This is a genomic window from Pseudomonas sp. 7SR1, from assembly GCF_900156465.1.
Lineage (GTDB): Bacteria > Pseudomonadota > Gammaproteobacteria > Pseudomonadales > Pseudomonadaceae > Aquipseudomonas.
Genome location: NZ_LT707064.1, coordinates 2,535,561 through 2,559,024, shown reverse-complemented (window position 1 = coordinate 2,559,024; position 23,464 = coordinate 2,535,561). Strand labels below are relative to the sequence as shown.

Annotated in this window: 22 protein-coding genes, 2 tRNA genes and 1 rRNA gene; 7 read left to right on the top strand and 18 right to left on the bottom strand. The window is 60.0% G+C overall.

Annotation, left to right across the window (positions count from 1 at the left end):
• Positions 1-240: 240 nt before the first annotated feature.
• The 9 genes from BW992_RS11685 to BW992_RS11640 form a co-directional block, all read right to left on the bottom strand.
• Positions 241-316 (bottom strand) — tRNA-Ala (locus BW992_RS11685).
• A 27-nt stretch (positions 317-343) separates the two neighbouring features.
• Positions 344-420: transfer RNA gene (locus BW992_RS11680), tRNA-Ile, on the bottom strand.
• Between the two features lie 65 nt (positions 421-485).
• Positions 486-2,021: ribosomal RNA gene (locus tag BW992_RS11675) — 16S ribosomal RNA — on the bottom strand.
• 541 nt (positions 2,022-2,562) lie between these two features.
• Positions 2,563-3,183, bottom strand: a complete 621-nt coding sequence (gene msrQ / locus BW992_RS11665; RefSeq protein WP_072398659.1) for a protein-methionine-sulfoxide reductase heme-binding subunit MsrQ — start codon at positions 3,181-3,183, stop codon at positions 2,563-2,565.
• Entirely contained in the window at positions 3,183-4,199 is a 1,017-nt protein-coding gene (gene msrP, locus BW992_RS11660; RefSeq protein WP_076406255.1) for a protein-methionine-sulfoxide reductase catalytic subunit MsrP, read from the bottom strand. The genes msrQ and msrP overlap by 1 nt, the downstream gene beginning before the upstream one ends.
• Positions 4,200-4,274: 75 nt before the next feature.
• Positions 4,275-5,120 carry a CDP-diacylglycerol--serine O-phosphatidyltransferase gene (pssA, locus tag BW992_RS11655; protein ID WP_072398657.1) on the bottom strand — a complete coding sequence of 282 codons (846 nt, stop codon included), beginning with the start codon at positions 5,118-5,120 and terminating at the stop codon, positions 4,275-4,277.
• Between the two features lie 144 nt (positions 5,121-5,264).
• On the bottom strand, positions 5,265-6,281 hold the full coding sequence (gene ilvC / locus BW992_RS11650; protein WP_072398656.1) for a ketol-acid reductoisomerase: 1,017 nt from the start codon (positions 6,279-6,281) through the stop codon (positions 5,265-5,267).
• A 45-nt stretch (positions 6,282-6,326) separates the two neighbouring features.
• The gene (gene ilvN / locus BW992_RS11645) at positions 6,327-6,818 is read right to left on the bottom strand and encodes an acetolactate synthase small subunit (RefSeq protein WP_003205610.1); all 492 of its coding nucleotides are present in this window, start codon (positions 6,816-6,818) and stop codon (positions 6,327-6,329) included.
• 2 nt (positions 6,819-6,820) lie between these two features.
• Positions 6,821-8,545, bottom strand: coding sequence for an acetolactate synthase 3 large subunit (locus BW992_RS11640; protein WP_072398661.1), 1,725 nt, complete (start codon positions 8,543-8,545; stop codon positions 6,821-6,823).
• A gap of 400 nt (positions 8,546-8,945) precedes the next feature.
• Here BW992_RS11640 and BW992_RS11635 point away from each other — a divergent pair, with 400 nt between their 5' ends.
• Positions 8,946-9,371, top strand: coding sequence for a DUF4124 domain-containing protein (locus BW992_RS11635; protein ID WP_072398655.1), 426 nt, complete (start codon positions 8,946-8,948; stop codon positions 9,369-9,371).
• Positions 9,372-9,377: 6 nt separating this feature from the next.
• On the opposite strand, the gene BW992_RS11630 is transcribed toward BW992_RS11635, so the two are convergent.
• Genes BW992_RS11630 through mrcB form a run of 3 tightly spaced genes read right to left on the bottom strand, consistent with a single transcriptional unit; the run spans position 9,378 to position 12,776 of the window.
• Complete coding sequence (locus tag BW992_RS11630; RefSeq protein ID WP_072398654.1) at positions 9,378-9,707, bottom strand: YqcC family protein; 330 nt, start codon at positions 9,705-9,707, stop codon at positions 9,378-9,380.
• On the bottom strand, positions 9,707-10,441 hold the full coding sequence (locus BW992_RS11625; protein WP_072398653.1) for a tetratricopeptide repeat protein: 735 nt from the start codon (positions 10,439-10,441) through the stop codon (positions 9,707-9,709). Before BW992_RS11625 ends, BW992_RS11630 begins: the two co-directional genes overlap by 1 nt.
• Positions 10,442-10,457: 16 nt before the next feature.
• Positions 10,458-12,776, bottom strand: a complete 2,319-nt coding sequence (mrcB, locus tag BW992_RS11620; protein ID WP_072398652.1) for a penicillin-binding protein 1B — start codon at positions 12,774-12,776, stop codon at positions 10,458-10,460.
• A 139-nt stretch (positions 12,777-12,915) separates the two neighbouring features.
• On the opposite strand from mrcB, the gene BW992_RS11615 reads away from it, so the two are divergent.
• The 3 genes from BW992_RS11615 to BW992_RS11605 all read left to right on the top strand — a co-directional run bounded on the left by BW992_RS11615 (position 12,916) and on the right by BW992_RS11605 (position 15,378).
• Entirely contained in the window at positions 12,916-14,469 is a 1,554-nt protein-coding gene (locus tag BW992_RS11615; RefSeq protein ID WP_072398651.1) for a bifunctional aminoglycoside phosphotransferase/ATP-binding protein, read from the top strand.
• A 91-nt stretch (positions 14,470-14,560) separates the two neighbouring features.
• Positions 14,561-14,902 (top strand): pentapeptide repeat-containing protein, encoded by a 342-nt coding sequence (locus BW992_RS11610; RefSeq protein ID WP_072398650.1) that lies wholly within the window; start codon positions 14,561-14,563, stop codon positions 14,900-14,902.
• Positions 14,903-15,105: 203 nt separating this feature from the next.
• The gene (locus BW992_RS11605; protein WP_072398649.1) at positions 15,106-15,378 is read left to right on the top strand and encodes a TfoX/Sxy family protein; all 273 of its coding nucleotides are present in this window, start codon (positions 15,106-15,108) and stop codon (positions 15,376-15,378) included.
• 239 nt (positions 15,379-15,617) lie between these two features.
• Here the strand turns inward: BW992_RS11605 and BW992_RS11600 are convergent, their stop codons facing one another.
• From BW992_RS11600 to BW992_RS11585, 4 genes are read right to left on the bottom strand one after another with little or no spacing between them, the layout of a single operon-like run.
• The gene (locus BW992_RS11600; protein ID WP_072431981.1) at positions 15,618-16,469 is read right to left on the bottom strand and encodes a ChaN family lipoprotein; all 852 of its coding nucleotides are present in this window, start codon (positions 16,467-16,469) and stop codon (positions 15,618-15,620) included.
• Positions 16,470-16,483: 14 nt separating this feature from the next.
• Entirely contained in the window at positions 16,484-17,251 is a 768-nt protein-coding gene (locus BW992_RS11595; RefSeq protein WP_072398647.1) for a heme ABC transporter ATP-binding protein, read from the bottom strand.
• Positions 17,251-18,288, bottom strand: a complete 1,038-nt coding sequence (locus tag BW992_RS11590) for a FecCD family ABC transporter permease (RefSeq protein WP_072398646.1) — start codon at positions 18,286-18,288, stop codon at positions 17,251-17,253. Before BW992_RS11590 ends, BW992_RS11595 begins: the two co-directional genes overlap by 1 nt.
• Entirely contained in the window at positions 18,285-19,160 is an 876-nt protein-coding gene (locus BW992_RS11585; protein ID WP_072398645.1) for a heme/hemin ABC transporter substrate-binding protein, read from the bottom strand. The genes BW992_RS11590 and BW992_RS11585 overlap by 4 nt, the downstream gene beginning before the upstream one ends.
• A gap of 173 nt (positions 19,161-19,333) precedes the next feature.
• Here BW992_RS11585 and BW992_RS11580 point away from each other — a divergent pair, with 173 nt between their 5' ends.
• Positions 19,334-19,651 (top strand): Rieske (2Fe-2S) protein, encoded by a 318-nt coding sequence (locus tag BW992_RS11580; protein ID WP_072398644.1) that lies wholly within the window; start codon positions 19,334-19,336, stop codon positions 19,649-19,651.
• Here the strand turns inward: BW992_RS11580 and sfsA are convergent.
• Together sfsA and BW992_RS11570 are read right to left on the bottom strand one after the other, a co-directional pair.
• Positions 19,607-20,362, bottom strand: a complete 756-nt coding sequence (sfsA, locus tag BW992_RS11575) for a DNA/RNA nuclease SfsA (RefSeq protein WP_072459665.1) — start codon at positions 20,360-20,362, stop codon at positions 19,607-19,609. The two genes, BW992_RS11580 and sfsA, sit on opposite strands and share 45 nt — an antisense overlap.
• A complete protein-coding gene (locus BW992_RS11570) occupies positions 20,362-21,534 on the bottom strand; it encodes a pyridoxal phosphate-dependent aminotransferase (RefSeq protein WP_072398642.1) in 1,173 nt (390 codons plus the stop codon). The genes sfsA and BW992_RS11570 overlap by 1 nt, the downstream gene beginning before the upstream one ends.
• 324 nt (positions 21,535-21,858) lie before the next feature.
• On the opposite strand from BW992_RS11570, the gene dksA reads away from it, so the two are divergent.
• Positions 21,859-22,302 (top strand): RNA polymerase-binding protein DksA, encoded by a 444-nt coding sequence (gene dksA, locus BW992_RS11565; protein ID WP_072398641.1) that lies wholly within the window; start codon positions 21,859-21,861, stop codon positions 22,300-22,302.
• Between the two features lie 244 nt (positions 22,303-22,546).
• Complete coding sequence (gluQRS, locus tag BW992_RS11560) at positions 22,547-23,437, top strand: tRNA glutamyl-Q(34) synthetase GluQRS (protein ID WP_072459664.1); 891 nt, start codon at positions 22,547-22,549, stop codon at positions 23,435-23,437.
• Positions 23,438-23,464 lie beyond the last annotated feature (27 nt).

Sequence of the window (23,464 nt, the reverse complement as noted above, 5' to 3'; positions counted from 1 at the left end):
AGCAATCTGGTTATACTGTGAAGACGACATTCGCCGAAAATTCGTACGCTTGCTCTACGAGCAACTCACAAATTTTACCTTAGCCTGAACCGTTACCAGTGAAAGTAACGTCCAGTCTATCTTTCTATCACATACCCAAATTTTTAAAGAACGATCTAATCAAAAGACTAGAAATCAACATTCATCACCGTTCGGTGGAATGCTCATTTCTAAGCTTTAAACGTTGGTGCCAATCGGTAATGGTGGAGCCAAGCGGGATCGAACCGCTGACCTCCTGCGTGCAAGGCAGGCGCTCTCCCAGCTGAGCTATGGCCCCGTATCGCTACAGGGTACACCATGAAATTGGTGGGTCTGGGCAGATTCGAACTGCCGACCTCACCCTTATCAGGGGTGCGCTCTAACCAACTGAGCTACAGACCCAATCGTCTTCTTCAATGAATCAAGCAATTCGTGTGGGAGCTCATGCAGCAGCTGCTGTCGTCGATTAAGGAGGTGATCCAGCCGCAGGTTCCCCTACGGCTACCTTGTTACGACTTCACCCCAGTCATGAATCACACCGTGGTAACCGTCCCCCGAAGGTTAGACTAGCTACTTCTGGTGCAACCCACTCCCATGGTGTGACGGGCGGTGTGTACAAGGCCCGGGAACGTATTCACCGCGACATTCTGATTCGCGATTACTAGCGATTCCGACTTCACGCAGTCGAGTTGCAGACTGCGATCCGGACTACGATCGGTTTTGTGGGATTAGCTCCACCTCGCGGCTTGGCAACCCTCTGTACCGACCATTGTAGCACGTGTGTAGCCCAGGCCGTAAGGGCCATGATGACTTGACGTCATCCCCACCTTCCTCCGGTTTGTCACCGGCAGTCTCCTTAGAGTGCCCACCATTACGTGCTGGTAACTAAGGACAAGGGTTGCGCTCGTTACGGGACTTAACCCAACATCTCACGACACGAGCTGACGACAGCCATGCAGCACCTGTCTCAATGCTCCCGAAGGCACCAATCCATCTCTGGAAAGTTCATTGGATGTCAAGGCCTGGTAAGGTTCTTCGCGTTGCTTCGAATTAAACCACATGCTCCACCGCTTGTGCGGGCCCCCGTCAATTCATTTGAGTTTTAACCTTGCGGCCGTACTCCCCAGGCGGTCAACTTAATGCGTTAGCTGCGCCACTAAGAGCTCAAGGCTCCCAACGGCTAGTTGACATCGTTTACGGCGTGGACTACCAGGGTATCTAATCCTGTTTGCTCCCCACGCTTTCGCACCTCAGTGTCAGTATCAGTCCAGGTGGTCGCCTTCGCCACTGGTGTTCCTTCCTATATCTACGCATTTCACCGCTACACAGGAAATTCCACCACCCTCTACCATACTCTAGCTCGACAGTTTTGAATGCAGTTCCCAGGTTGAGCCCGGGGCTTTCACATCCAACTTAACGAACCACCTACGCGCGCTTTACGCCCAGTAATTCCGATTAACGCTTGCACCCTCTGTATTACCGCGGCTGCTGGCACAGAGTTAGCCGGTGCTTATTCTGTCGGTAACGTCAAAACAATTACGTATTAGGTAACTGCCCTTCCTCCCAACTTAAAGTGCTTTACAATCCGAAGACCTTCTTCACACACGCGGCATGGCTGGATCAGGCTTTCGCCCATTGTCCAATATTCCCCACTGCTGCCTCCCGTAGGAGTCTGGACCGTGTCTCAGTTCCAGTGTGACTGATCATCCTCTCAGACCAGTTACGGATCGTCGCCTTGGTGAGCCATTACCTCACCAACTAGCTAATCCGACCTAGGCTCATCTGATAGCGCAAGGCCCGAAGGTCCCCTGCTTTCTCCCGTAGGACGTATGCGGTATTAGCGTCCGTTTCCGAGCGTTATCCCCCACTACCAGGCAGATTCCTAGGCATTACTCACCCGTCCGCCGCTCTCAAGAAGTGCAAGCACCTCTCTACCGCTCGACTTGCATGTGTTAGGCCTGCCGCCAGCGTTCAATCTGAGCCATGATCAAACTCTTCAGTTCAAACATCTTTGGGTTTTGAGAAAACCCTAAACTTGGCTCAGCAATCGTTGGTTACATCTTTGATTTCTCGCGGAGTAACTTGTGATGCTGATAATCTGTTGACTAGCAGTCTGACTCCACAAGCACCCACACGAATTGCTTGATTCAGTTGTTAAAGAGCGGTGGGTTGAGCCTTTCGTCTCAACCGAGGCGCGCATTCTACAGCGCCCCGTACATCTGTCAAGTGGTTATTTTCAGAAGTTTTCAAAGTTTCCTTTGCAACTTCAACCACTTGCGCTTTCGATCTCTCGTCAGCGGGAGGCGAATTCTACAGCGTTAGCCGCTGCTGTCAACACCTCTTTTCCAGCGTCTTCGATCGTTAAGATCGAAGTGCCGACGGGACTTGACTGCAACCCTGTCGACCCCCTTCCGGACTTCGATGATTTGAAGTTCTGCACACCCGAAAACTTCATAACTAATTGAATCTCAAGAAGTTTTCCGTTTCGACTGCGCCGGAAGTGGGGCGAATTATAGAGACTCAGAATCTGCCGTCAACCCCTGATTACGCTTTTGTTGAAAAAGGAACCTTGCGCCCCATTAATCGCGGGATACGGCGCAACACCGGTGGAATCCTCAACATCAACAAAAAAAGGCCTATGGCCGCATAGATCGACCACTCCTTGAGATCAGCCCTCACGATCCACAACATATGCAGCAATCCAAGGCCAAGGATCGGATAAACCAGACGATGCAGTTTCTTCCAGCGCGAGCCCAATCGACGCTGGCTATACCGATTGGAAGTGATTGCCAAAGGCAATAAACCGAGAAACCCCATAACCCCGACAATAATGTATGGCCGCTTGCTCAACTCGACACCTAACTGCGACCAGTCGAAGCCCAGAATGAATGCCAGGTAGCAGCTCAAGTGCAACACCACATAAGCAAAGCACCACAACCCGAGCTGGCGCCTTACCGCAATCCACCCCGCCCATCCCGTCAATTTCTGCATTGGCGTCATGCTCAAGGTCAGTAGCAGCAGAATCAGTGCTCCCAACCCAAGCCTATCCACCAGTACCTTGCCCGGATCAGGCCCCAACGCACTCATCAACGCCTCATAAAGCCAGAGCAGCGGCCAGACTGCCACCGCCATGAAGACGCCGATCCGCCACACTGGAAAATGCATCAGTAATCCTTCCTCAGGTCCATCCCTGCATAAAGAGAGGCCACTTCATCCTGGTAACCATTGAACATCAATGTATCGCGGACGTTTGGACTGAATAGCCCGCTCGGCAAGCGACGCTCGCGCGCCTGGGTCCAGCGCGGATGGTCTACCGTCGGGTTGACGTTGGCATAGAAACCGTACTCGTCCGAGGCAATGCTTTGCCAGGTGGTTTTAGGCTGCTCGCTGACCAGGCTGATGCGCACAATGGACTTCACGCTCTTGAAACCGTACTTCCATGGAACAACCAGCCGCAAAGGTGCGCCATTCTGGTTTGGCAGCTCTCGCCCATACATGCCGACAGCCAGGATCGCCAACGGGCTCATCGCCTCATCCAGCCGCAAACCCTCCACATAAGGCCAATCGATCAAGGCAAACCCAGAGCGCTGCCCGGGCATCATCTTTGGATCCTGCAGCGTTTCGAAGCGGATGTACCGGGCCTTTGAGGTCGGCTCGACCTGCTTGAGCAACGCGGAAAGGGGAAAGCCGATCCATGGAATGACCATCGACCAGGCCTCAACGCAGCGCAAGCGATAGATGCGCTCCTCCAGTTGATAAGGCTTCATGAAATCTTCCAGCGCATAGCGCCCCGGCTTGCCCACCTCGCCATCCACTACCACGCTCCAAGGCTCGGTTTTCAAGGCGCCGGCATTGGCCGCCGGGTCCCTCTTGTCGGTTCCGAACTCATAGAAGTTGTTGTAATGGGTCGCGTCCTTGAATGGCGTGATTGACTCATTCTTGACCGTGACGGCGCCCCACTGGGCGGATGACAGTTTCTCGGTGAACCAGGCAGGCGCCATGCCAGGCTCCACATCGGGATAACGTGCGGCATCAGCAGCACTCGCCCAACGGGAAACGCCACTCATGGCAACGCCAGCCACCACGGTAGCCGCCAGTATCTGGCGACGAGAAAGATAGAGGGATTCAGGCGTGACATCCGATTCACGGCAGTCGGACGACTTGGAGACTTTGATCAACATGACAACTCCGCAGCATTGGAGGGCAGATGCACCAATAGACTGCGGAGTATGGGGGAAATTACATTAAGGCAACGTTTAGCCTCGGCGAAGACGCAACAGATACTGCGCTGGCCCGGAAGCGGCATAGGCGAGGAATACCAGCAGCAGGATACGCGGCGGATCGCTGAAGACAACCGCGAATACCAATACCACCGCCAGGATCGCAACGAACGGCACGCGCCCCTTCAGATCCAGTTCCTTGAAGCTGTTGTACTTGATGTTACTGACCATCAGCATACCGGCCGCCGCTACCAGCAGCGCCACCAGGAAGGACATTTTCGACCCCTGGATGCCATAGTCGCTGAACGCCCACACAACCCCCGCCACGACGCCTGCCGCAGCCGGACTCGCCAGGCCGATGAAGTAACGCTTGTCAGCCTTGCCCACCTGCGTATTGAAACGCGCCAGCCGCAAGGCCGCGCCCGCCACATAGATGAAAGCGACCATCCAGCCGACCTTGCCCATATCCCCCAGCGCCCAACCGAATGCCAGCAAGGCCGGGGCCACACCAAAGGCGACCATGTCTGACAGGGAGTCGTACTCGGCGCCGAAAGCGCTCTGGGTATTGGTCATGCGAGCCACGCGCCCGTCCAGGCCATCGAGCACCATGGCGACAAAGATCGCGATGGCCGCGAACGCGAAATAACGGCTCGCCCCGGCAGCATCGCCAGCGCTCAACGCAGCCTGGGCACTCATGGAGCTGATGATGGAATAGAAACCGGCGAACAGGTTGGCGGTGGTGAACAGATTCGGCAGCAGATAGATGCCACGATGCCGGACCTTGCGGCCTTCAGCGTCATGACCTTCTTCGACGTGCTCATCGATGGGCAGCATGCTTTCGGCGTCAGGAGCCTGGTTTGGCTCGTCGGGACGTTCGCTCATGGACAGTACCTTGCAACGGTGTGAAAAAATTCGACAGGTGTCTGGGACGACGGTTCGGCCGCAAACGATGCAGCTTTATACCAGAAGCAGCCGTCCAAACGAAAAAACGCGGCCATGGCCGCGTTTTTCGATCAAGCTCGCGACTCAGTTCTTGGCTTTGTCGACGATCTTGTTGGCGCTGATCCAAGGCATCATCGAGCGCAGTTGCTCACCAATGATCTCGATACCGTGGGCAGCGTTGTTGCGACGCTTGGCAGTCATCGAAGGGTAGCCGGTGGCGCCTTCACTGATGAACATCTTGGCGTACTCGCCGTCCTGAATACGTTTCAGGGCGTTGCGCATGGCCTGGCGGGACTCGGCGTTGATCACTTCCGGACCAGTCACGTACTCGCCGTATTCGGCGTTGTTGGAGATCGAGTAGTTCATGTTGGCGATACCGCCTTCGTACATGAGGTCAACGATCAGCTTCAGCTCGTGCAGGCATTCGAAGTAAGCCATTTCTGGCGCATAGCCGGCTTCAACCAGGGTTTCGAAACCAGCCTTGACCAGCTCCACGGTACCACCGCACAGAACAGCCTGTTCACCGAACAGGTCGGTTTCGGTCTCGTCCTTGAAAGTGGTTTCGATGATGCCGGTACGGCCACCGCCCACACCGGCGGCGTAGGACAGTGCCACATTCTTGGCGTTGCCCGAGGCATCCTGGTAGATAGCGATCAGGTCAGGGATACCGCCACCCTTGACGAATTCGGAACGCACGGTGTGGCCCGGGGCCTTCGGTGCGATCATGATCACGTCGAGGTCAGCACGCGGCACGACCTGGTTGTAATGGATCGAAAAACCGTGGGAGAAAGCCAGGGTCGCGCCCTTCTTGATGTTCGGTTCGATTTCGTCGCGATACAGAGCGCCCTGGAACTCGTCCGGAGTCAGGATCATGACCAGGTCGGCAGCGGCAACGGCGGAAGCCACATCAGCCACTTTCAGACCGTGGGCTTCCGCCTTGGCAACGGTGGCCGAGCCTTTACGCAGGCCGACGGTCACGTCGACACCGGAATCTTTCAGGTTGCACGCCTGGGCGTGGCCTTGGGAACCGTAACCGATAATGGCGACTTTCTTGCTCTGGATGATCGACAGGTCGCAATCTTTATCGTAGAAAACTTTCATGAATTTCCCCTATATCCGGCCGTTCAGGCCATTCGCTAATTTGGTTTAGATGCTCAGTACTTTGTCGCCACGGGCAATGCCGGTAACGCCACTGCGTACGGTTTCCAGAATCGAGGCGGTGCCGATCGATTGAATGAAGCTGTCGAGCTTGTCGCTGGTACCGGTCAACTGAACGGTATAGACGCTGGCGCTGACATCAACGATCTGCCCACGATAAATATCGGTGGTGCGCTTGATCTCGGCGCGCTGGGCGCCGGTGGCCTTGACCTTGACCAGCATCAGTTCGCGCTCGATGTGAGCGCTCTCCGACAGGTCCACGAGCTTGACCACCTCGATCAGCTTGTTCAGGTTTTTGGTGATCTGCTCGATGATTTCATCATGCCCCACCGTAGTCAGCGTCAGACGCGACAGGGTCGGGTCCTCGGTAGGCGCCACGGTCAGGCTTTCGATGTTGTAGTTGCGCTGCGAGAACAGGCCTACTACACGAGACAGAGCACCCGGTTCGTTTTCCAGAAGCAGGGAAATAATATGCCGCATGATTAGGTACGCTCCGTCTTGCTCAGCCACATATCGCGCATGGAACCGTCTTTGATCTGCATCGGATAGACGTGTTCGCTGGTATCGACCTGGATATCGAGGAATACCAGGCGATCCTTCATGGCGAAAGCCTCCTCGAGCCCGGACTTCAGGTCTTTAAGCTCGGTGATGCGAATCCCCACGTGACCATAGGCTTCGACCAGCTTGACGAAGTCCGGCAGCGATTCCATGTAGGAATGCGAATGACGGCTGCCATAGCTCATGTCCTGCCATTGGCGAACCATACCCAGCACGCCGTTGTTCAGGTTGACGATCTTCACCGGCAAACCGTACTGCAGGCAGGTGGACAGCTCCTGGATGTTCATCTGGATACTGCCTTCGCCCGTGACGCAGGCGACATCGTTATCCGGAAAGCTCAGCTTGACGCCCATGGCCGCGGGGAAACCGAAGCCCATGGTGCCCAGGCCACCGGAGTTGATCCAGCGGTTGGGTTTGTTGAACTTGTAGTATTGCGCGGCAAACATCTGGTGCTGGCCCACGTCCGAGGTGATGAAGGCATCGCCCTTGGTCACTTCGCACAGGGTTTCGATCACTGTCTGCGGCTTGATCACGCTGCCGTCGCCCTTGTCATAAGGGAACAGGCCACGGTCGCCACGCCATTCATCCACCTGCTTCCACCAGCTGGCGACAGCGTCCTTGTTCGGCGTCTCGCCGATCTCCTTGAGGATAGCGACCATCTCGGTCAATACGCTTTCCACCGGCCCGACAATCGGCACGTCTGCCTTGATGGTCTTGGAAATGGACGCAGGGTCGATGTCGATATGGATGATCTTGGCGTTCGGGCAGAATTTCGCCGGGCCGTTGATGACCCGATCATCGAAACGCGCACCGACGGCCAGGATCACGTCCGCATGGTGCATCGCCAGGTTGGCGGTGTAGCTGCCGTGCATGCCGAGCATGCCGATGAACTGACGGTCGGTACCCGGAAACGCGCCCAGGCCCATCAGCGTATTGGTTACCGGCAGGTTAAGCATCTTCGCCAGTTCAGTCAGCGGCGCGGAGCCGCCCCCCAGGATCACGCCGCCGCCGGAATACAGCACGGGACGCTTGGCCGCCAGCAACATTTCTGCCGCCTTGCGGATTTGCCCTGAGTGACCGCGTACAGCCGGACTGTAGGAGCGCAGCTTGGCTTTTTTCGGAAAGACGTATTCGAATTTCTCGGCCGGGTTGGTCATGTCTTTCGGGACATCGACCACCACCGGGCCGGGACGGCCGGATTCGGCCAGGTAGAAGGCCTTCTTCATGACCTCCGGGATTTCCGAGGCGTGCTTGATCATGAAGCTGTGCTTCACGATCGGCCGGGAGATACCGATCATGTCGGTTTCCTGGAACGCATCGGTGCCGACCATGGTGCTAGGCACCTGGCCGGAGATGATCACCATCGGAATGGAGTCCATGTAGGCGGTGGCGATACCGGTGATGGCGTTCGTGGCGCCAGGGCCGGAAGTTACCAGTACCACGCCGGCCTTGCCGGTGGCGCGGGCATAGCCGTCAGCCATGTGGGTCGCCGCCTGCTCGTGACGAACCAGGATGTGGGTCACTTCCGGCTCTTTGAACAGGGCATCATAGACATGAAGAAGAGCACCACCCGGGTACCCGTAGATATATTTGACGCCTTCGTCACGCAAGAAGCGGACGAGCATCTCACCGCCAGATAAAAGCTCCACGTTGTTCACCTCTAAAACGCCAGAATACCGACCCTCGACAAGGGGACGGGTCTTAATAGGTTTACTTCTCGGCAGAGCATGAGCGACGGTGGTCGCCGACTACGTCAGCACTGACTGAGCAAGTATTGGGATCGTCCCAAGTGTTGCGGGCCTTTCCCACCCAGCGCGAGGTAACGCGTTGCGGGTGTAACAGGTCGACGCGGATATGCGCCTCATGATCTGCCGAGTGGGTCTGCTTCTGGCAGTCCCTCTACAGCGGACTTTGGATTCTTCTGTTTCGCCTTCTGCAAGTCAAGTCGTCTATGTGCTTTATTGAAGTAAGCGCATGAGAACGCAAGAAAAAACCTTTAAACGGCTACTGTGTTAGCTTCAATTGCGCAACCCATGACAAGGAAACAGCATGCGAATGATCCTCCTGACCGCCAGCCTGCTGGCTGGCCTGAGCCCAATGTGCATGGCCGGCCAGGTCTACAAGTGGGTGGACGCCCAGGGCGTTACCCATTTCGGTTCCCAGCCGCCACAAGGCGCAGAAGCCACCACCGTGATCAAATCCGCTCCATCGCCTGCTGGCAAGCCGCCAGCGCCCCCCACCGGCGGTGCCATTGGTGACCAGAAGGTCATCGATCAGGAGGTGAAGAAACAGGTCGCCGAGCAGGAGGCCCAGCTCAAGGCTTTCTGCGAACAGGCCCGGACCAACCTGGCGCAACTGCAGAACAACCCGAGGCTGCGCGAGGAAGTGGAGGGGGAAATACGCCGCCTCACGGATGAAGAGCGGCGTCAGCGTATCGACGAAACGCGCCAGCAGATCGAAGAGCACTGCCAGTGACGACGGTCAGCTGGCCTCGCTGATCAACTGGTCGAACTGCGCCAGCAACCGTTGCAGCTCGACGCCCTGTCCCGGGCGCTGGGCATAGACCATTTCGGCCATGGCCAGGATGCCCGAGGCATTGGGCAATGGCAGGTCGTTTTCCAGGATGGCTTTCATGCGAGGCAGGAAGATCCACTGCAGCCATTGTTCAAAGTCCAGGGTATCGACCGCGAATGGCTCGACACTGGCCAGCGCTTCGGCCGAAGGCGAAACGCTGCTCCACCAACCCTGAACCCGCAGCTCTCGCTCGATCAGCAGCAACTGGTCGGCGATCCGAGGGAAGCGACCGTCCATCAGAGCGAAACCTTGGCCTTCTGGCGGGCCAGCGCCGCGCCAGCAGAATCGCCCTGCTTCTCACGGGCCTGGGCGATCAATTCCCACAGGCTGGCCTGAAGTGCCGGACGACCACTAGTAAATGTCAGGCCACGACGAGCCAGTTGCTCGGCTTGCGGCGCATCGCCTTGGGCCAGACGCACCTGGGCCAGGCGATAAAGAACCTGGGGTTCACGTGGCGCAACGCGTTGAGCGCGCTCCAGGCTGGAGGAAGCACCATTCAAGTCACCGCCGGCCTGTTGCTGCTGGGCCGTGGTCAACAGGGCCAGTACCGGCCCGTCCAGCTGTTCATCGGCGGACAAGCCACCGCTGTTGGACGGCGCAATGCTACCCGACGTCGACGGCATGCTGTAGCTGCCCTGGTCGATCGGCGAACCGTTCACAGGCCCTGGCGTGATCGGGCCAGACGTGACCGGACCCGGCGTGATCGGCTGGCTGCTGATCGGAGCCGAAGTGGCCGCACCACCGCCCGGTACCATGACCACGACACCGGAGTCACCCTGGGGAATAGCCTGGGCCTGCCCTTGCACCGGGCGCTTCACTGTCGTCTGACGGAAACCGCCGCTGGCCGAGACCCGCTCGCTGTTGGAAACCGCCGTGCCGGCATCGACCACCGGAATAGAACCACGTTGTACGGTGGAGCAACCACTGAGCAAAGCCACGGCAGTCACCGCTGGAATCAACCACTTGTTCACTTGAAACCCTCTTTGCTTAATTCATCCAGTCCTTGACCCAATCCATCACCGATTCGGCGGGATTCGTACCGCCACAGGCGGCACCGGGTGGCGGTTCGCTGCCGCGAATATACGGCATCTGTACCGCCCCCGGACAATTGGCGTCGGAGCCCTGTCCGGTACGGGAATCGACCCAGGCCTGGACGATGTTGTCCGGTTGCGGCATATCCAGCGGCAACGGATCAGCCTTGCGCATGAAACTGGTCCAGACTTGCAGCGCGCCAGTGGCACCGGTGAATGGCGTCTTGCCGTTGTCATCACGACCAAGCCAGACCACTGCCAACAGATCCTGGCTGAAACCGGCGAACCAGCTATCGCGCGAATCGTTACTGGTACCGGTCTTGCCCGCCAGAGTCAGGGTCCGGGGCAGCACGTTATAAACCGAACTGCCGGTACCTTCACGCATGACCCGCTGCATGGCGCTCTGGATTAGATAGATGGAGGCCGGATCGAAACGCTGCTGGATCTGGAACGGGTAGCGCTTGAGAGGCTCGCCGTCGGCGGTGAGCACGCTGCGGATCCCGCGCATCGGTGTATTGAAGCCACCGTTGGCCAGCGTCTGGTACATGGCCGCTACTTCGATCGGCGTGAGACCACCAGCGCCCAGCAACATCGATGGGAACGCCGGGAGTTCACGGTTGACCCCCAGGCGCGCCAGGGTCTTGAGCACGTTCGGCACACCGACTTCCATGCCAAGGCGCGCCGTGGACAGGTTGTAGGAATGCGCCAGCCCCTGGTACAGGAACACCGTACCGTGGGTGCGGCGATCATAGTTCTGCGGCTTCCAGACCTGGCCATCCGCCCCCTTGACCGAGAAGGCCTCGTCGGACAACCAACTGGTCAAGGTGTACTGGCTCGGTTTCTCCAAGGCCGTGAGGTACACCGCCGGCTTGATCAGCGAGCCGATCGGACGCACCGCATCCAAGGCCCGGTTGAATCCGGCAAAACTGGCCTGGCGACTGCCGATCATGGCCTGGACTTCACCGGTTTCCGGATTGGTCACCACCATGGCAGCCTCGACTTCATCGGCGCCCTTGCGCCCGCCCAGTCGCTTGAACGTGTCTTCGACCGAGGCCTCGGCCTTCATCTGCAGGATCGGATCAAAACTGGTAAAGATGCGCAGGCCTTCTTCGGTCAAGTCTTCGTCGCGGTAGTCCTCACGCAGTTGACGCTTGACCAGGTCAAGAAAACCGGGGAACGAACTGTCCGCCAGACTGCCGCGCTTGGTCACGCCCAGTGGCATTTTTTTCGCCGCCTCGACCTGCTCGGCCGTCGCCACGCCCTGTTGCTGCAACAGATCCAGCACCAGGTTGCGTCGTTCGAGGGCGCGTTCGGGATTGCGACGCGGATTATAGGAAGACGGCCCCTTGACCATGCCCACCAGCAACGCCACCTGGTGCAGCTTGAGCTCGGACAGTGGCTGGCTGAAGAAGAACTGGCTGGCAAGGCCGAAACCGTGCACCGCCCGCTGGCCATCCTGGCCGATGAAGACCTCGTTGAGGTAAGCCTCGAGGATTTCCTGCTTGTCGTAATGCAGCTCCAACAGCAAGGCCATCATGGCTTCGGTGAGCTTGCGAGAGAGGCTGCGCTCGTTGGTCAGGTAGAAGTTCTTGACCAACTGTTGGGTCAGGGTACTGCCGCCCTGGCGCATGTGGCCCGAGGACGTGTTGACCCAGACAGCGCGGGCTATCGACTTGGGTGAAACGCCGAAGTGATGATAGAAGTCCCGGTCCTCGACGGCGATCAGCGTGTCGATCAGGAACGGCGGTACCTGGTCGATCTTGATCAGGATCCGGTCTTCCAGGTTCTTGGGATATAGCCCACCGATCAACAGGGGCTCGAGGCGCACCACCGATAGATTCGCATTCTTGGCACCGGTCAGCGCGGCCACATAGTCGCCCGAAAACCGCACCCGCACCGGTTGCGCCTGCTCCATGCCTTCATAGAACTGGAACCCCCGGGTATTGAGTTCAACGGTATTGCCATTGACGGAAGCCGCCCCCGGCCCGTTGGCCACGCTCTCACGGCGGTAGCCCAGGGCATCGAGTTCGGTGAGGAAATCATCGCGGCTCAGTTTCTGGCCGACGAACAACTCCAGCGGACGCGCGTAGACCTTGGCCGGAATCATCCAGCGCTTGCCGGAGAACTTCTCCTGGACCACGGCATCGAGGTAGACGGCAAAACCGGCGAGCACGACGAGGCCCACCAGGCTGAGTTTAAGGGCCCAGCCCAACCAGGGCCGCAGGCGGCTGGCGGGTGGTTTCTTGGGGGTACGGGGGGATCGGGTACGAGTCATGGCGGCGGATTATACGCACTTTGCGGCGGTTCAACATGAGCCCGCAAACCCGCCTGACAGAACGGGACCATCCGGTTTGCGTTAGCGCGGCTTGCCGCCATAATGACGACCTTGATTTCCAGACTCTGAAGGATCGCCTGTGAGCCAGTCCCTGATCGCTGCCCTGCAAAACCCGGCCCTCTACCCGCATCCCGTCGAAGGGTTCCAGGTCATCGAAACCCATATTTCCTGGGTCTTGCTTACCGGCCCGTACGCCTACAAGTTCAAGAAGCCGGTCAATTTCGGCTTCCTCGATTTCACCGACCTCGAGTCCCGCAAGCATTTCTGCGGCGAAGAGCTGCGCCTGAACCAGCGATTGACCCAGGATCTCTACCTGGAGGTGCTCCCGATTACCGGCAGCGTCGAAGCACCACAGCTGGGAGGCGACGGCCCAGCCATCGAATATGCCTTGAAGATGCGTCAATTTCCCCAGAGCCAACTGCTCAGTACATTGCAGGCCAATGGCGAACTGACGACCGCACACATCGATGAAATGGCTGAACAGATCGCCAGGTTCCACCTTTCCACGCCCAAGGTCCCTGCCGAAAACCAGGCGGGCACTCCCGACAGCGTGATGGCTCCGGTGCGGCAGAACTTCGAACAGATCCGCCCCTTCCTCAGTGACAAGGCCGACCTGGCGCAGCTCGAGGCCCTGCAGGCCTGGGCCGAAAGCAGCTTCGAACGCCTCAAGCCACTGTTTACCCAACGCAAGGCCGAAGGCTTCATCCGTGAATGCCACGGCGACATCCACCTGGGTAACGCTACCGTGATCGACGGCAAGGTGGTGATTTTCGATTGCATCGAGTTCAACGAGCCATTCCGCTTCACCGACGTCTATGCCGACACCGGATTCCTGGCCATGGACCTGGAAGACCGCGGCCTCAAGTCGCTGGCCCGGCGCTTCGTCAGCCAGTACCTGGAGCTGACCGGCGATTACCAGGGCCTGGAACTGCTGAACTTCTACAAGGCCTACCGTGCGCTGGTACGGGCCAAGGTCGCGCTGTTCAGCATGTCGGCCGAAGACCCCGTACAGCGTGCCACTACCCTGCGCCAATACCGCAACTACGCCAACCTGGCTGAAAGCTACAGCACCATCCCATCTCCTTTCCTGGCCATCACCCACGGTGTTTCGGCAGTGGGCAAAAGCCATGTCGCGATGCGCCTGGTGGAAGCACTGGGCGCGATTCGCCTGCGTTCGGATGTGGAACGCAAGCGCCTGTTCGGCGAGCAACAGGTTCAGAACGATCCACAAGCCGGCATTTACAGCAGTGACGCCAGCGCTACCACCTATGCCCGCCTGCATGACGTCGCAGGGGCCATCCTGCACGCCGGGCTCCCGGTGATCATCGACGCGACCTATCTCAAACATGATCAACGCAACGCAGCCGCGAAGATCGCCGAAGCAACGGGCGCGCCGTTCCTGATCCTGGACTGCGATGCGCCGCAGGCAGTCATCGAAAGCCGCCTGGCGCAGCGTCAGGCCGACCACAAGGATCCGTCCGACGCGAACCTCGCCGTGATCGCTGCCCAGCAGGCCAGCCGCGAGCCCCTGACGCCGGAGGAAATCCTGTGCAGCAAGCCGGTCCAGACCAATGAAAGCGCCTCGCTCGATGAGGTCGTCGCGCAGATTCGCCAGCGCCTGCCAAATCTGTAAACAACTATTTCGGTCGTGAAGCGACGCTCGGCTTCACGACCGTCAACTGGTGGCACTATACTGGCGTCATAAAACCAACAGGTGCGATGACATGAGCCATCCCAAGCTTCTCAACACTCCGCTTTATGACTTGCTGCGCAAGGATGACATCGCAGGCTTCAACAGCGAGCGCCCTCAAGGTCCGGTCGACATGCGTGGCGGCGACTTCCGTGGTCTCGATCTGCGGGAATTGAACGTGGACGACGTCGATTTTACCGATGCGTATTTCCGTTCCGCCGATTTGCGCGGCGTCGATTTCCGCAAATCGAAACTGGAGGGCGCAAGCCTGGCCCACGCCCAGATCTCCGGTGCCTATTTTCCGCCGGAGCTGTCAGCCGACGAGATCCTCATGTCGATGAATTTCGGTACCCGACTGCGTTATCGCACTCGCTGAGGATGTGACACCCAAGCGCCATCGCCTCCAGAGCCCCTGCTCGCGCTGGAGGCAGGCACGTCGTCGCGTGCCCTGCTGCATCGTGCGTTATGCATTAGAAGCTTTTGCGCCGATTCCGACCAAAGAATCACGCTTTTCCTACTGAGCGCTACACTCCTGAGAAACTTGCCCACTGCACCAGTCGGCCGTCGCAAGGAGGCTCGATGAATGATGAACTGCAACATCTGAAAAATCTGGGCAAGACATCGGCCCAGTGGCTGCACGCCGTGGGTATCCACAGTGCTTCCGATCTGCGTCGGCTCGGCGCGGTCGATGCCTACCGCGCCGTGCGCACTCGTGGATTCCGAGCCTCGAAGGTATTGCTGTACGCCATCGAGGGGGCCTTGATGGATGTGCACTGGAACGACATCCCCGCCGAACGCAAGGAGGCCCTGAACCAACAGCTGGATGCTATTTCGACACGTCACAAAGCCTGATCGAACCACTTGGCTGGCGGCACCCGGCATGTCGCTCGGATTATTTCGAAGGTTCAGGAAAAGAAAGTTTGACTTGGTAATGAGAATCGCTATGATTACCACATCCGGTCGCGAGACTGGTCGATATTTGAACAGCCCTTGGTTCGGACTCTCAGATATCTCCTCATCAGGCTAATCACGGTTATTCGACCCGGCTCTTGCCGGGTCTTTTTTTGCCTGCCGGAAACAGGTGCTCGCGCCTACGACTCTCCGCGCATCTGCGCGCAGTAGTCCACCGGTGGCGTGGCGGGTGTGTACCACACGTAATCCGCCATGGCCGACGTCACCTCGCTGCCCTCCTCGGCCAGCATCAGCACCCGCGGCGCTTCTGCCGCGCCGAGATCCAGCGTGTGCAGCGGCACGCCGACGTCCTTGCGGCCATGCCAGGCGCCAGCCAGCAATAATGCAGGCGTCGGCGCCTGCAGCAATCGCTCGGCCATGCGCCTGTCACGTTGCTGCTGGACAGCCAGCATCGCCGGCATCTGCGACTCCGGCAACAAGCCACAATGGGATTCCCTGATCTGTCCCAGCAGTTCGTCTTTCACAACCGCCGCGTTGGAGCGAGGCCCAGTGAGGCCCGGTGCCTGCTTGTAAAAGCGCTGGATTTCGACGGTGTCCAGGTTGGCGGCCAGCAGTGGATAGGGTTGAGCCAGCGCAAACGTCACTACCGGTCCATACAGATTCCAGTCCCAGCCGGGCGACCAACCCAGCGCGGCTGGCAAATCCTCAGGCAATACCGATGACTTGCGCACCGCATTGACCCGCGGCTGTTGTTCCGGTGTCAGCATTTCCAGCAACAGGCTGCCTTGAGGCCGTTGTGCGCCGAGGGCCTGGAGCAACCATTCTTGCAAGGCGTGGTGATCCTGATTGTCGTGTCGCTCCCCCACGATCAACCGCGGTGCCATCGCCAACTGTTCGACCAACGCCTGGGGCGTGACGGCCTGGCCTGTGTGCAGATCGCGAATACGCCCGGCGACCGGGGGTGGCGAGATGCTTTGGCAGGCTGACAATACACTCAGCAATAGAATCAGGATCAGGCGCACAAGCTGCATCCTCATTGAGCCCTTCAGCGGGCGATGATCAATGGGTGCCCGCGCTCCGGATGGGGTTGTACCAGCACTTCCAGGCCGAATACCGCCTTGAGCGTTTCCGGGCGCAGCACATGTTGCGGTGTATCCAGCGCCACCGGACGGCCGGACGCAAGCAACAACAGGCGATCACAGTAACGCGCCGCCAGATTCAGGTCATGCAGAATCACCAGCACGGCAGCGCCGCGATCGGCGAATTCACGCACCGCCTGCAGGATCGTATGCTGGTGCAGCGGATCGAGCATTGAGGTCGGTTCGTCCAGCAGCAAGGTTTGTCCCGCCTCTCCCGGCCACAACTGCGCAAGCACCCGCGCCAGATGCACCCGCTGGCGCTCGCCCCCGGACAATGCCAGGTAACTGCGGCCATGCAGATGCGCGGCGTCGGCGGCTTGCAGCGCCGAGGCCACGATTTGTCCATCGCGCACCCGACCGCTGCGATGCGGCAAGCGGCCCATGCCGACCACCTCTTCCACCCGGAACGCGAAATCCAGGGTCGACGACTGCGGCAATACCGCCAGGCGACGGGCACGTTCGGAGCCGTCCCACTGGGACAGGGGCCGTTCATCGAGCCAGACCTGCCCCTGGCTGGGACGCAACTCGCCACACAGGCCCGCCAGCAACGTGCTTTTGCCCGCGCCATTGGGGCCGAGTACCCCAAGCACCTCGCCGCACTCAAGCGCCAGGTCAACGCCGGCCAATACGGTTTTCCGGCCACGATGAATGTGCAGGTTCTGCGCGCGCAGCATCAGGCACGCCCTCGCACCAATAGATAAAGGAAGAACGGCGCGCCGATGAACGCCGTGACAATGCCGATCGGCAATTCCGCCGGAGCCAGTGCCAGGCGCGCCACCAGATCGGCCAACAGCAACAGGCTGCCACCCGCCAGTACTGAGGCCGGCAGCAGGATGCGATGATCAGGGCCGGCTATCAGGCGCACCAGGTGCGGTACCACGAGCCCGACAAAACCGATCATGCCCGCTGCCGCCACTGCCGCGCCAACGCCCAGGGCGGTGCAGAACACCAGTTCGCGCTTGAGTCGCTCGACGTCGATCCCCAGGTGAGCAGCCTCGGACTCTCCCAGCAACAGGGCATTGAGGGCCCGGGCCCGACGTGGCAGCCAGGCCACGACGCCAGCGCAGACCAGCAACAACGGCCACAACCGCGCATAACTGGCACCATTGAGGCTGCCCAGGTTCCAGAAGGTCAGGGTGCGCAGGGTCGCGTCATCCGCCAGGTAGGTGAACAGGCCGACGGCCGAAGCCGATAGCGCGGTCAGGGCAATGCCGGCCAGCAGCATCGTAGCGACGTGAGTCTGGCCGTTGCGTCGGCCCAGGCGATAGACCAGTGCTGTGACACCAAGCCCACCGAGAAACGCACACAGCGACAATACATAGGGGCCGAACGCTTCGGGCAGCCCGCCCATCACGGCCCCGCCGACAATGGCGAATGCAGCGCCCAGCGCCGCGCCGCTGGACACTCCGACCAGTCCCGGGTCCGCCAGCGGGTTGCGGAACAACCCCTGCATCGCCACGCCGGACAAGGCCAGTACCCCCCCTGTCGCCAGGCCCAGCAACGTGCGCGGCAAACGGATCTGGCCAAGGATCAGTTCAGCCTGCTCCAGGTTGTCGGCAGCCACCGGCAACCCCATCAGATGCAAGGCGGCACGCCCGGTATCGAGCAACGGCAGGCTTACCGGCCCCAGGGCCAGTGACAGCCAGATCGCCAATAGACACAACAGACTCAGGCCGATGAACAGGACGCGCGGCTGGACCTGCGGCCTCATTGTGTCTCGACCAGCCCGGGATAGAACCTGGCGGCCAGGGCTGCCAGGCTTTGCGGCAAGCGTGGGCCCAACCCGCCGACCAGCAAGGTCGGGTCGAGCTCGATCACACGCCCGTCCCTGGCGGCACGGGTCGAGGCGAGAATCGGATTTTCCTTGAACAGCGCCACACGGGCTTCTTCGCCACTGAGCACTCGATCGGCGAACACCAATACTTCAGGATTCAGACTGGCCAGGGTCTCCACCGAAAACGGCTTGTAACCGCTGTGGGTCGCCAGGTTCTGGCCTCCGGCCTGTTGCAACAGCCAATCGGCAGCAGTGCCTTTGCCAGCGACCAATGGCTTGCCTCCCGAGTGCCCCACCAACAGCAGCACGCCGGGCGCCTTTTGCTTGAGTTGAGCCTGGGACACTCGCTCTTTTTGCACCGCAAGCTGTTCTTGATATTGCTGGAACAACTGCTCAGCCTTGGCCTCGGCGCCCAGCAAACGGCCCAGATGTGACAGGTTTTCCTTGAGGGTCGGGACGTCAGGGGTTGCCGAGAACAGTTCGACCTGCACCCCGGCGCTGCGAATCTGTGCCAATACAGGCGGCGGGCCCATTTCCTCGGTGCCCACCAGGATCTGTGGCCGCAGGCTCAGCACACCCTCTGCCGATAACTGCCGCTGGTAGCCGATGCTGGGTAGCGCGCGCAGGGATTCGGGGTGCTGGCTGGTGGTGTCCACGCCAACCAGCTTCGACTCCCCTCCCAGCGCACTCACCCACTCAGACAATGCGCCACCGGCACTGACCCAGCGCTGTGGCGCCTGCGCTGCACTGGCCCACTGGCTGGCCAGTAACGCAGCAAACAGTACGGCAACGCGGATATTCAGGCGCATCAGGCAGCTTCCTCAAAGAAGTTGTTCGCAGGTGCGGGCACAGACCCGTCAGGCCAAGTATCCTCACTGCTGCGAAGGAAGCGCCATTTGATAATTGTTTTCATTTGACCGTCAAGCGCTCCGAGACTCGCGTTCAAGACAGGTTCCATTCGCCATGAAATATCAGGACATCCATGAAGTTTCTTTGCAGCGCCGTCGAACTACCTGACAACAGTAGTCGCGGTTTCGACATCGATGGGCGAAAGGTGCTAGCGGTACGTCGCGCGGGCCAGGTCCATGCGTATTTCAACCGCTGCCCGCATCGCGGCGTGCCACTGGAATGGCAACCCGACCAGTTCCTCGACCCCAGCGCCAGCCTGATCCAATGCGCCACCCATGGCGCCCTGTTTCTGATCGAAAGCGGCGAGTGCGTGGCCGGCCCTTGTGCCGGCCAGTTCCTGGTCGCTCTAGAGTGCCGGGAGGACGAGCAAGGCATCTGGGTCAAGCTGTAGCGGCTCGAGCAGCACCGGCAGCGGACGATCCACCCACATCTGCTCGGGCGTCAACGTGACCCCATAAGCCAACACCTCCACTCCCGCCGCCACGGCCTCGCGAAGCGCGGCCGCGTATAGCGGGTCGATCTCCCCCGCAGGACGCACGGCCTGGATGCCACTCAGGTTCACACAATACAGCTGCACCGCACGCACGCCCTGCCGGGCCAGGCCCGCCAGTTCTCGCAGGTGTCGTGCCCCGCGCTGGGTCACCGCATCGGGAAACGCGGCGACATCCGTTCCATCGAACCCCAAGGTGACACTCTTGACTTCGACCCAGGCCGAGCCGAGCTCATAGTCCAGGCGAAAATCGATGCGGCTGTTCTCCACACCGTAAGCCACTTCACGTTTCAACCCGACAAAGCCGTTCAGCTCACTGATCACGCCGGCACGCAGCGCTTCTTCGACCAAGGCATTGGCCCGCGCCGTATTGATGCAGGCCAGCCTGCCCTGAGGGGTTTCGCCGATTTCCCAGGTGCCGGGCAACTTGCGCTTGGGGTCGCTGGAACGGCTGAACCAGACGCGCGCGCCTGGCGACATGCAGTTGAGCATCGAACCGGTGTTGGGACAGTGAATGGTCAATTGCTCGCCGTCGGCGGTTTCGATATCGGCGAGAAAACGCTTGTAACGTCGGATCAACCGGCCTTCTTCGAGTGCAGGAGAAAAACGCATCAGCCTTGCCAGCTCCGAAGCCCGCGCGCGATACGCTCCACCGCTTCCTGCAAGCGCGGCAAGCTCTGGGTGTAGGCGAAACGCACATGGTGCCCGGCCTGATGGCGGCCGAAATCCAGCCCCGGCGTAAACGCCACGTGTTCGGTTTCCAGGAAATGCTGGCAGAAAGCAAAGGCATCGCCACCGAACGCGCTGATATCGGCGTAGAGGTAGAATGCGCCCTGCGGCTCGACCGCGATGCCGAAGCCCAGCTCACGCAAGGCCGGCAGCAGAAAGTCGCGACGCAGTGCGAACTCGGCCCGGCGCTGCTCGAAAATCTCGATGGTGGCCGGCTCGAAACAGGCCAGGGCGGCGTGCTGGGCCATGCTTGGTGCGCTGATGTAGAGATTCTGCGCGAGCTTTTCCAGCTCCCCGACAGCGGCCAGAGGAGCCACCAGCCAGCCAAGTCGCCAGCCGGTCATGCCGAAATACTTGGAAAAACTGTTCAGGACAAAGGCCTCGTCGTCGACCTCCAGCACGCTGGCGGCATCGGTGCCGTAGGTCAGGCCGTGGTAGATCTCGTCCACCACCAAATGACCATTGTGCCCCTTGATGGCCCTGGACAGTCCGGCCAGCTCGTCCCGGGTGAGGATCGTCCCGGTAGGGTTGGCCGGCGAGGCCACCAGTGCGCCGACACTGTCCTGGTCCCAGTGACGGTTCACCAGGTCAGGCGTCAGCTGGTACCGCACCTCCGGCCCCACCGGAACCAACTGCGCCGCCCCCTCCACCAACCGCAGGAAATGACGATTGCAGGGATAGCCGGGATCGGCCAGCAGCCAATGCTTGCCCGGATCCACCAGCAAGGCACTGGCCAGCAACAATGCGCCGGAGCCGCCCGGGGTGACCAGGATGCGCCGGGGATCGATCTGTACGCCATAGCGCTGCCCATAGAAACCGGCGATGGCTTCGCGCAGCTCGGGGATCCCACGGGCCGCGGTGTAGCGGGTCTTGCCCGCCGCCAGCGCGGCCTGGCCAGCCTGGATGATCGGCTCGGCGGTGGTGAAATCCGGCTCGCCAATCTCCAGGTGGATGACATCGTGGCCGCTGGCCTGCAGTTCGTTGGCCCGGGCCAGCAGTGCCATGACGTGGAACGGTTCGATGGCGCGGCTACGCGCACTGTAGGGCTGAGCCATTGGCCTTCCTTGCAAAGGAAAAAGAACCGATTCTACCCAACCCGGGAACGAGCGCGAACCCAAAGCTGTCAGAGCCCTGTCGCAAGAAATGAGTCCGGCGATTGACCCAGGCTTGACTAGAATCAAGCATTGAGCAGGATTACCACTTCACCGCACCGCCCCCGGCCAGTTCCTGCAAGCCCCACGCACCGCAGGCTCGACAACCGGGAGTAGCGCGGCCCGATTCGATCTGGTAAGTTCGCCCGCTTGCAGCCGCAGGGCCGGCAGGTGTCGGTGATGGAGCAATCCTGCGTAGTGGATTACAAGAGTAGAGGCGGTCCATTCATGCCCACCCAAGCAAAGCAAAATCAGAACCAGTCGCTCAGCGGGTTTGAGCCTTATGTCCCTAAAGAGGGCGAAGAGTACATGGGCGCTCCCATGCGCGCGCACTTCACCAGGATCCTGAACAAGTGGAAACAGGACCTGATGCAGGAAGTCGACCGCACCGTGGACCATATGAAAGACGAAGCGGCCAACTTCCCCGACCCGGCCGACCGTGCCAGCCAGGAAGAAGAATTCAGCCTCGAACTGCGCGCCCGTGATCGTGAACGCAAGTTGATCAAGAAGATCGACAAGACGCTGCAACTGATCGAGGACGAAGAATACGGCTGGTGCGAGTCCTGCGGCATCGAGATCGGCATCCGCCGACTGGAAGCCCGCCCGACCGCCGACCTGTGCATCGACTGCAAGACCCTGGCGGAAATCAAGGAAAAACAGGTCGGCAAGTAATTGCCCGGGCTGTCATGAAAACGGAGCGTCCACACGCTCCGTTTTTTGTTTCTGGCTTGAATACGGGATAACGAGGCCTGGCATTTTGTGGCGAGGGATTTTATCCCCGTTGGGCTGCGAAACAGCCCTGAAACCCGAAACCGAGAAGGCCGTGCCGTCTGGATGGGGCCGCTTCGCGACCCAACGGGGATAAAATCCCCTCGCAACAAGGCCATGCCTGACTTAAACAACAGTAACCATTCCCATGACCGCCACCTCTGCCTACATCGGCCGCTTCGCCCCTACCCCGAGTGGCCATCTGCATTTCGGTTCGCTGGTCGCTGCGCTGGCTTCTTACCTGGACGCCCGGTCCGTGGGTGGGCGCTGGCTGTTGCGCATGGAAGACCTCGACCCGCCCAGGGAAGAGCCTGGCGCACAGGCGGCGATTCTCAAGGCCCTGGAGGCCTACGGTTTCGAATGGGACGGCGAGATGGTTCGCCAGAGCGAACGCCATGAAGCCTACGATCAGGTCATCAATCGCCTGTTCAGCCAGGGCCTCGCCTATGCCTGCACCTGCTCGCGCAAACAACTGGAGGCTTATCAGGGTGTTTATCCGGGGTTGTGTCGCAACGCCGGGCACGACACCGCCGATGCCGCGATCCGCTTGCGGGTACCGGAGCTCGAATATCATTTCACCGACCGGGTACAAGGTCCGTTCCGCCAACACCTGGGCCGCGAGGTGGGGGATTTCGTGATCCGTCGTCGCGACGGGCTCCATGCTTATCAATTGGCGGTGGTCCTGGACGATGCCTGGCAAGGGGTGACCGACATCGTGCGTGGCGCCGACCTGCTGGATTCCACGCCACGCCAGCTATACCTGCAGGAATTGCTCGGACTGCCGCAGCCGCGTTACCTGCACGTGCCGTTGATCACTCAGCCGGACGGGCACAAGCTCGGCAAATCCTATCGTTCGCCACCGCTGGCGGCGGACCAGGCCGCGCCGCTGCTGCTGCGGGCGTTGCGGGCGCTAGGTCAACAACCGCCCGCGGAACTGGTCGACGCCAGCCCCCGGGAACTGCTGGATTGGGGCATTGGCCACTGGGACGCAGGCAAGATCCCGCGCACACTGACCCTGCCCGAAGCGCAAATACGCTGACGGCTCTTGCAGCCTGGCACCCATCCG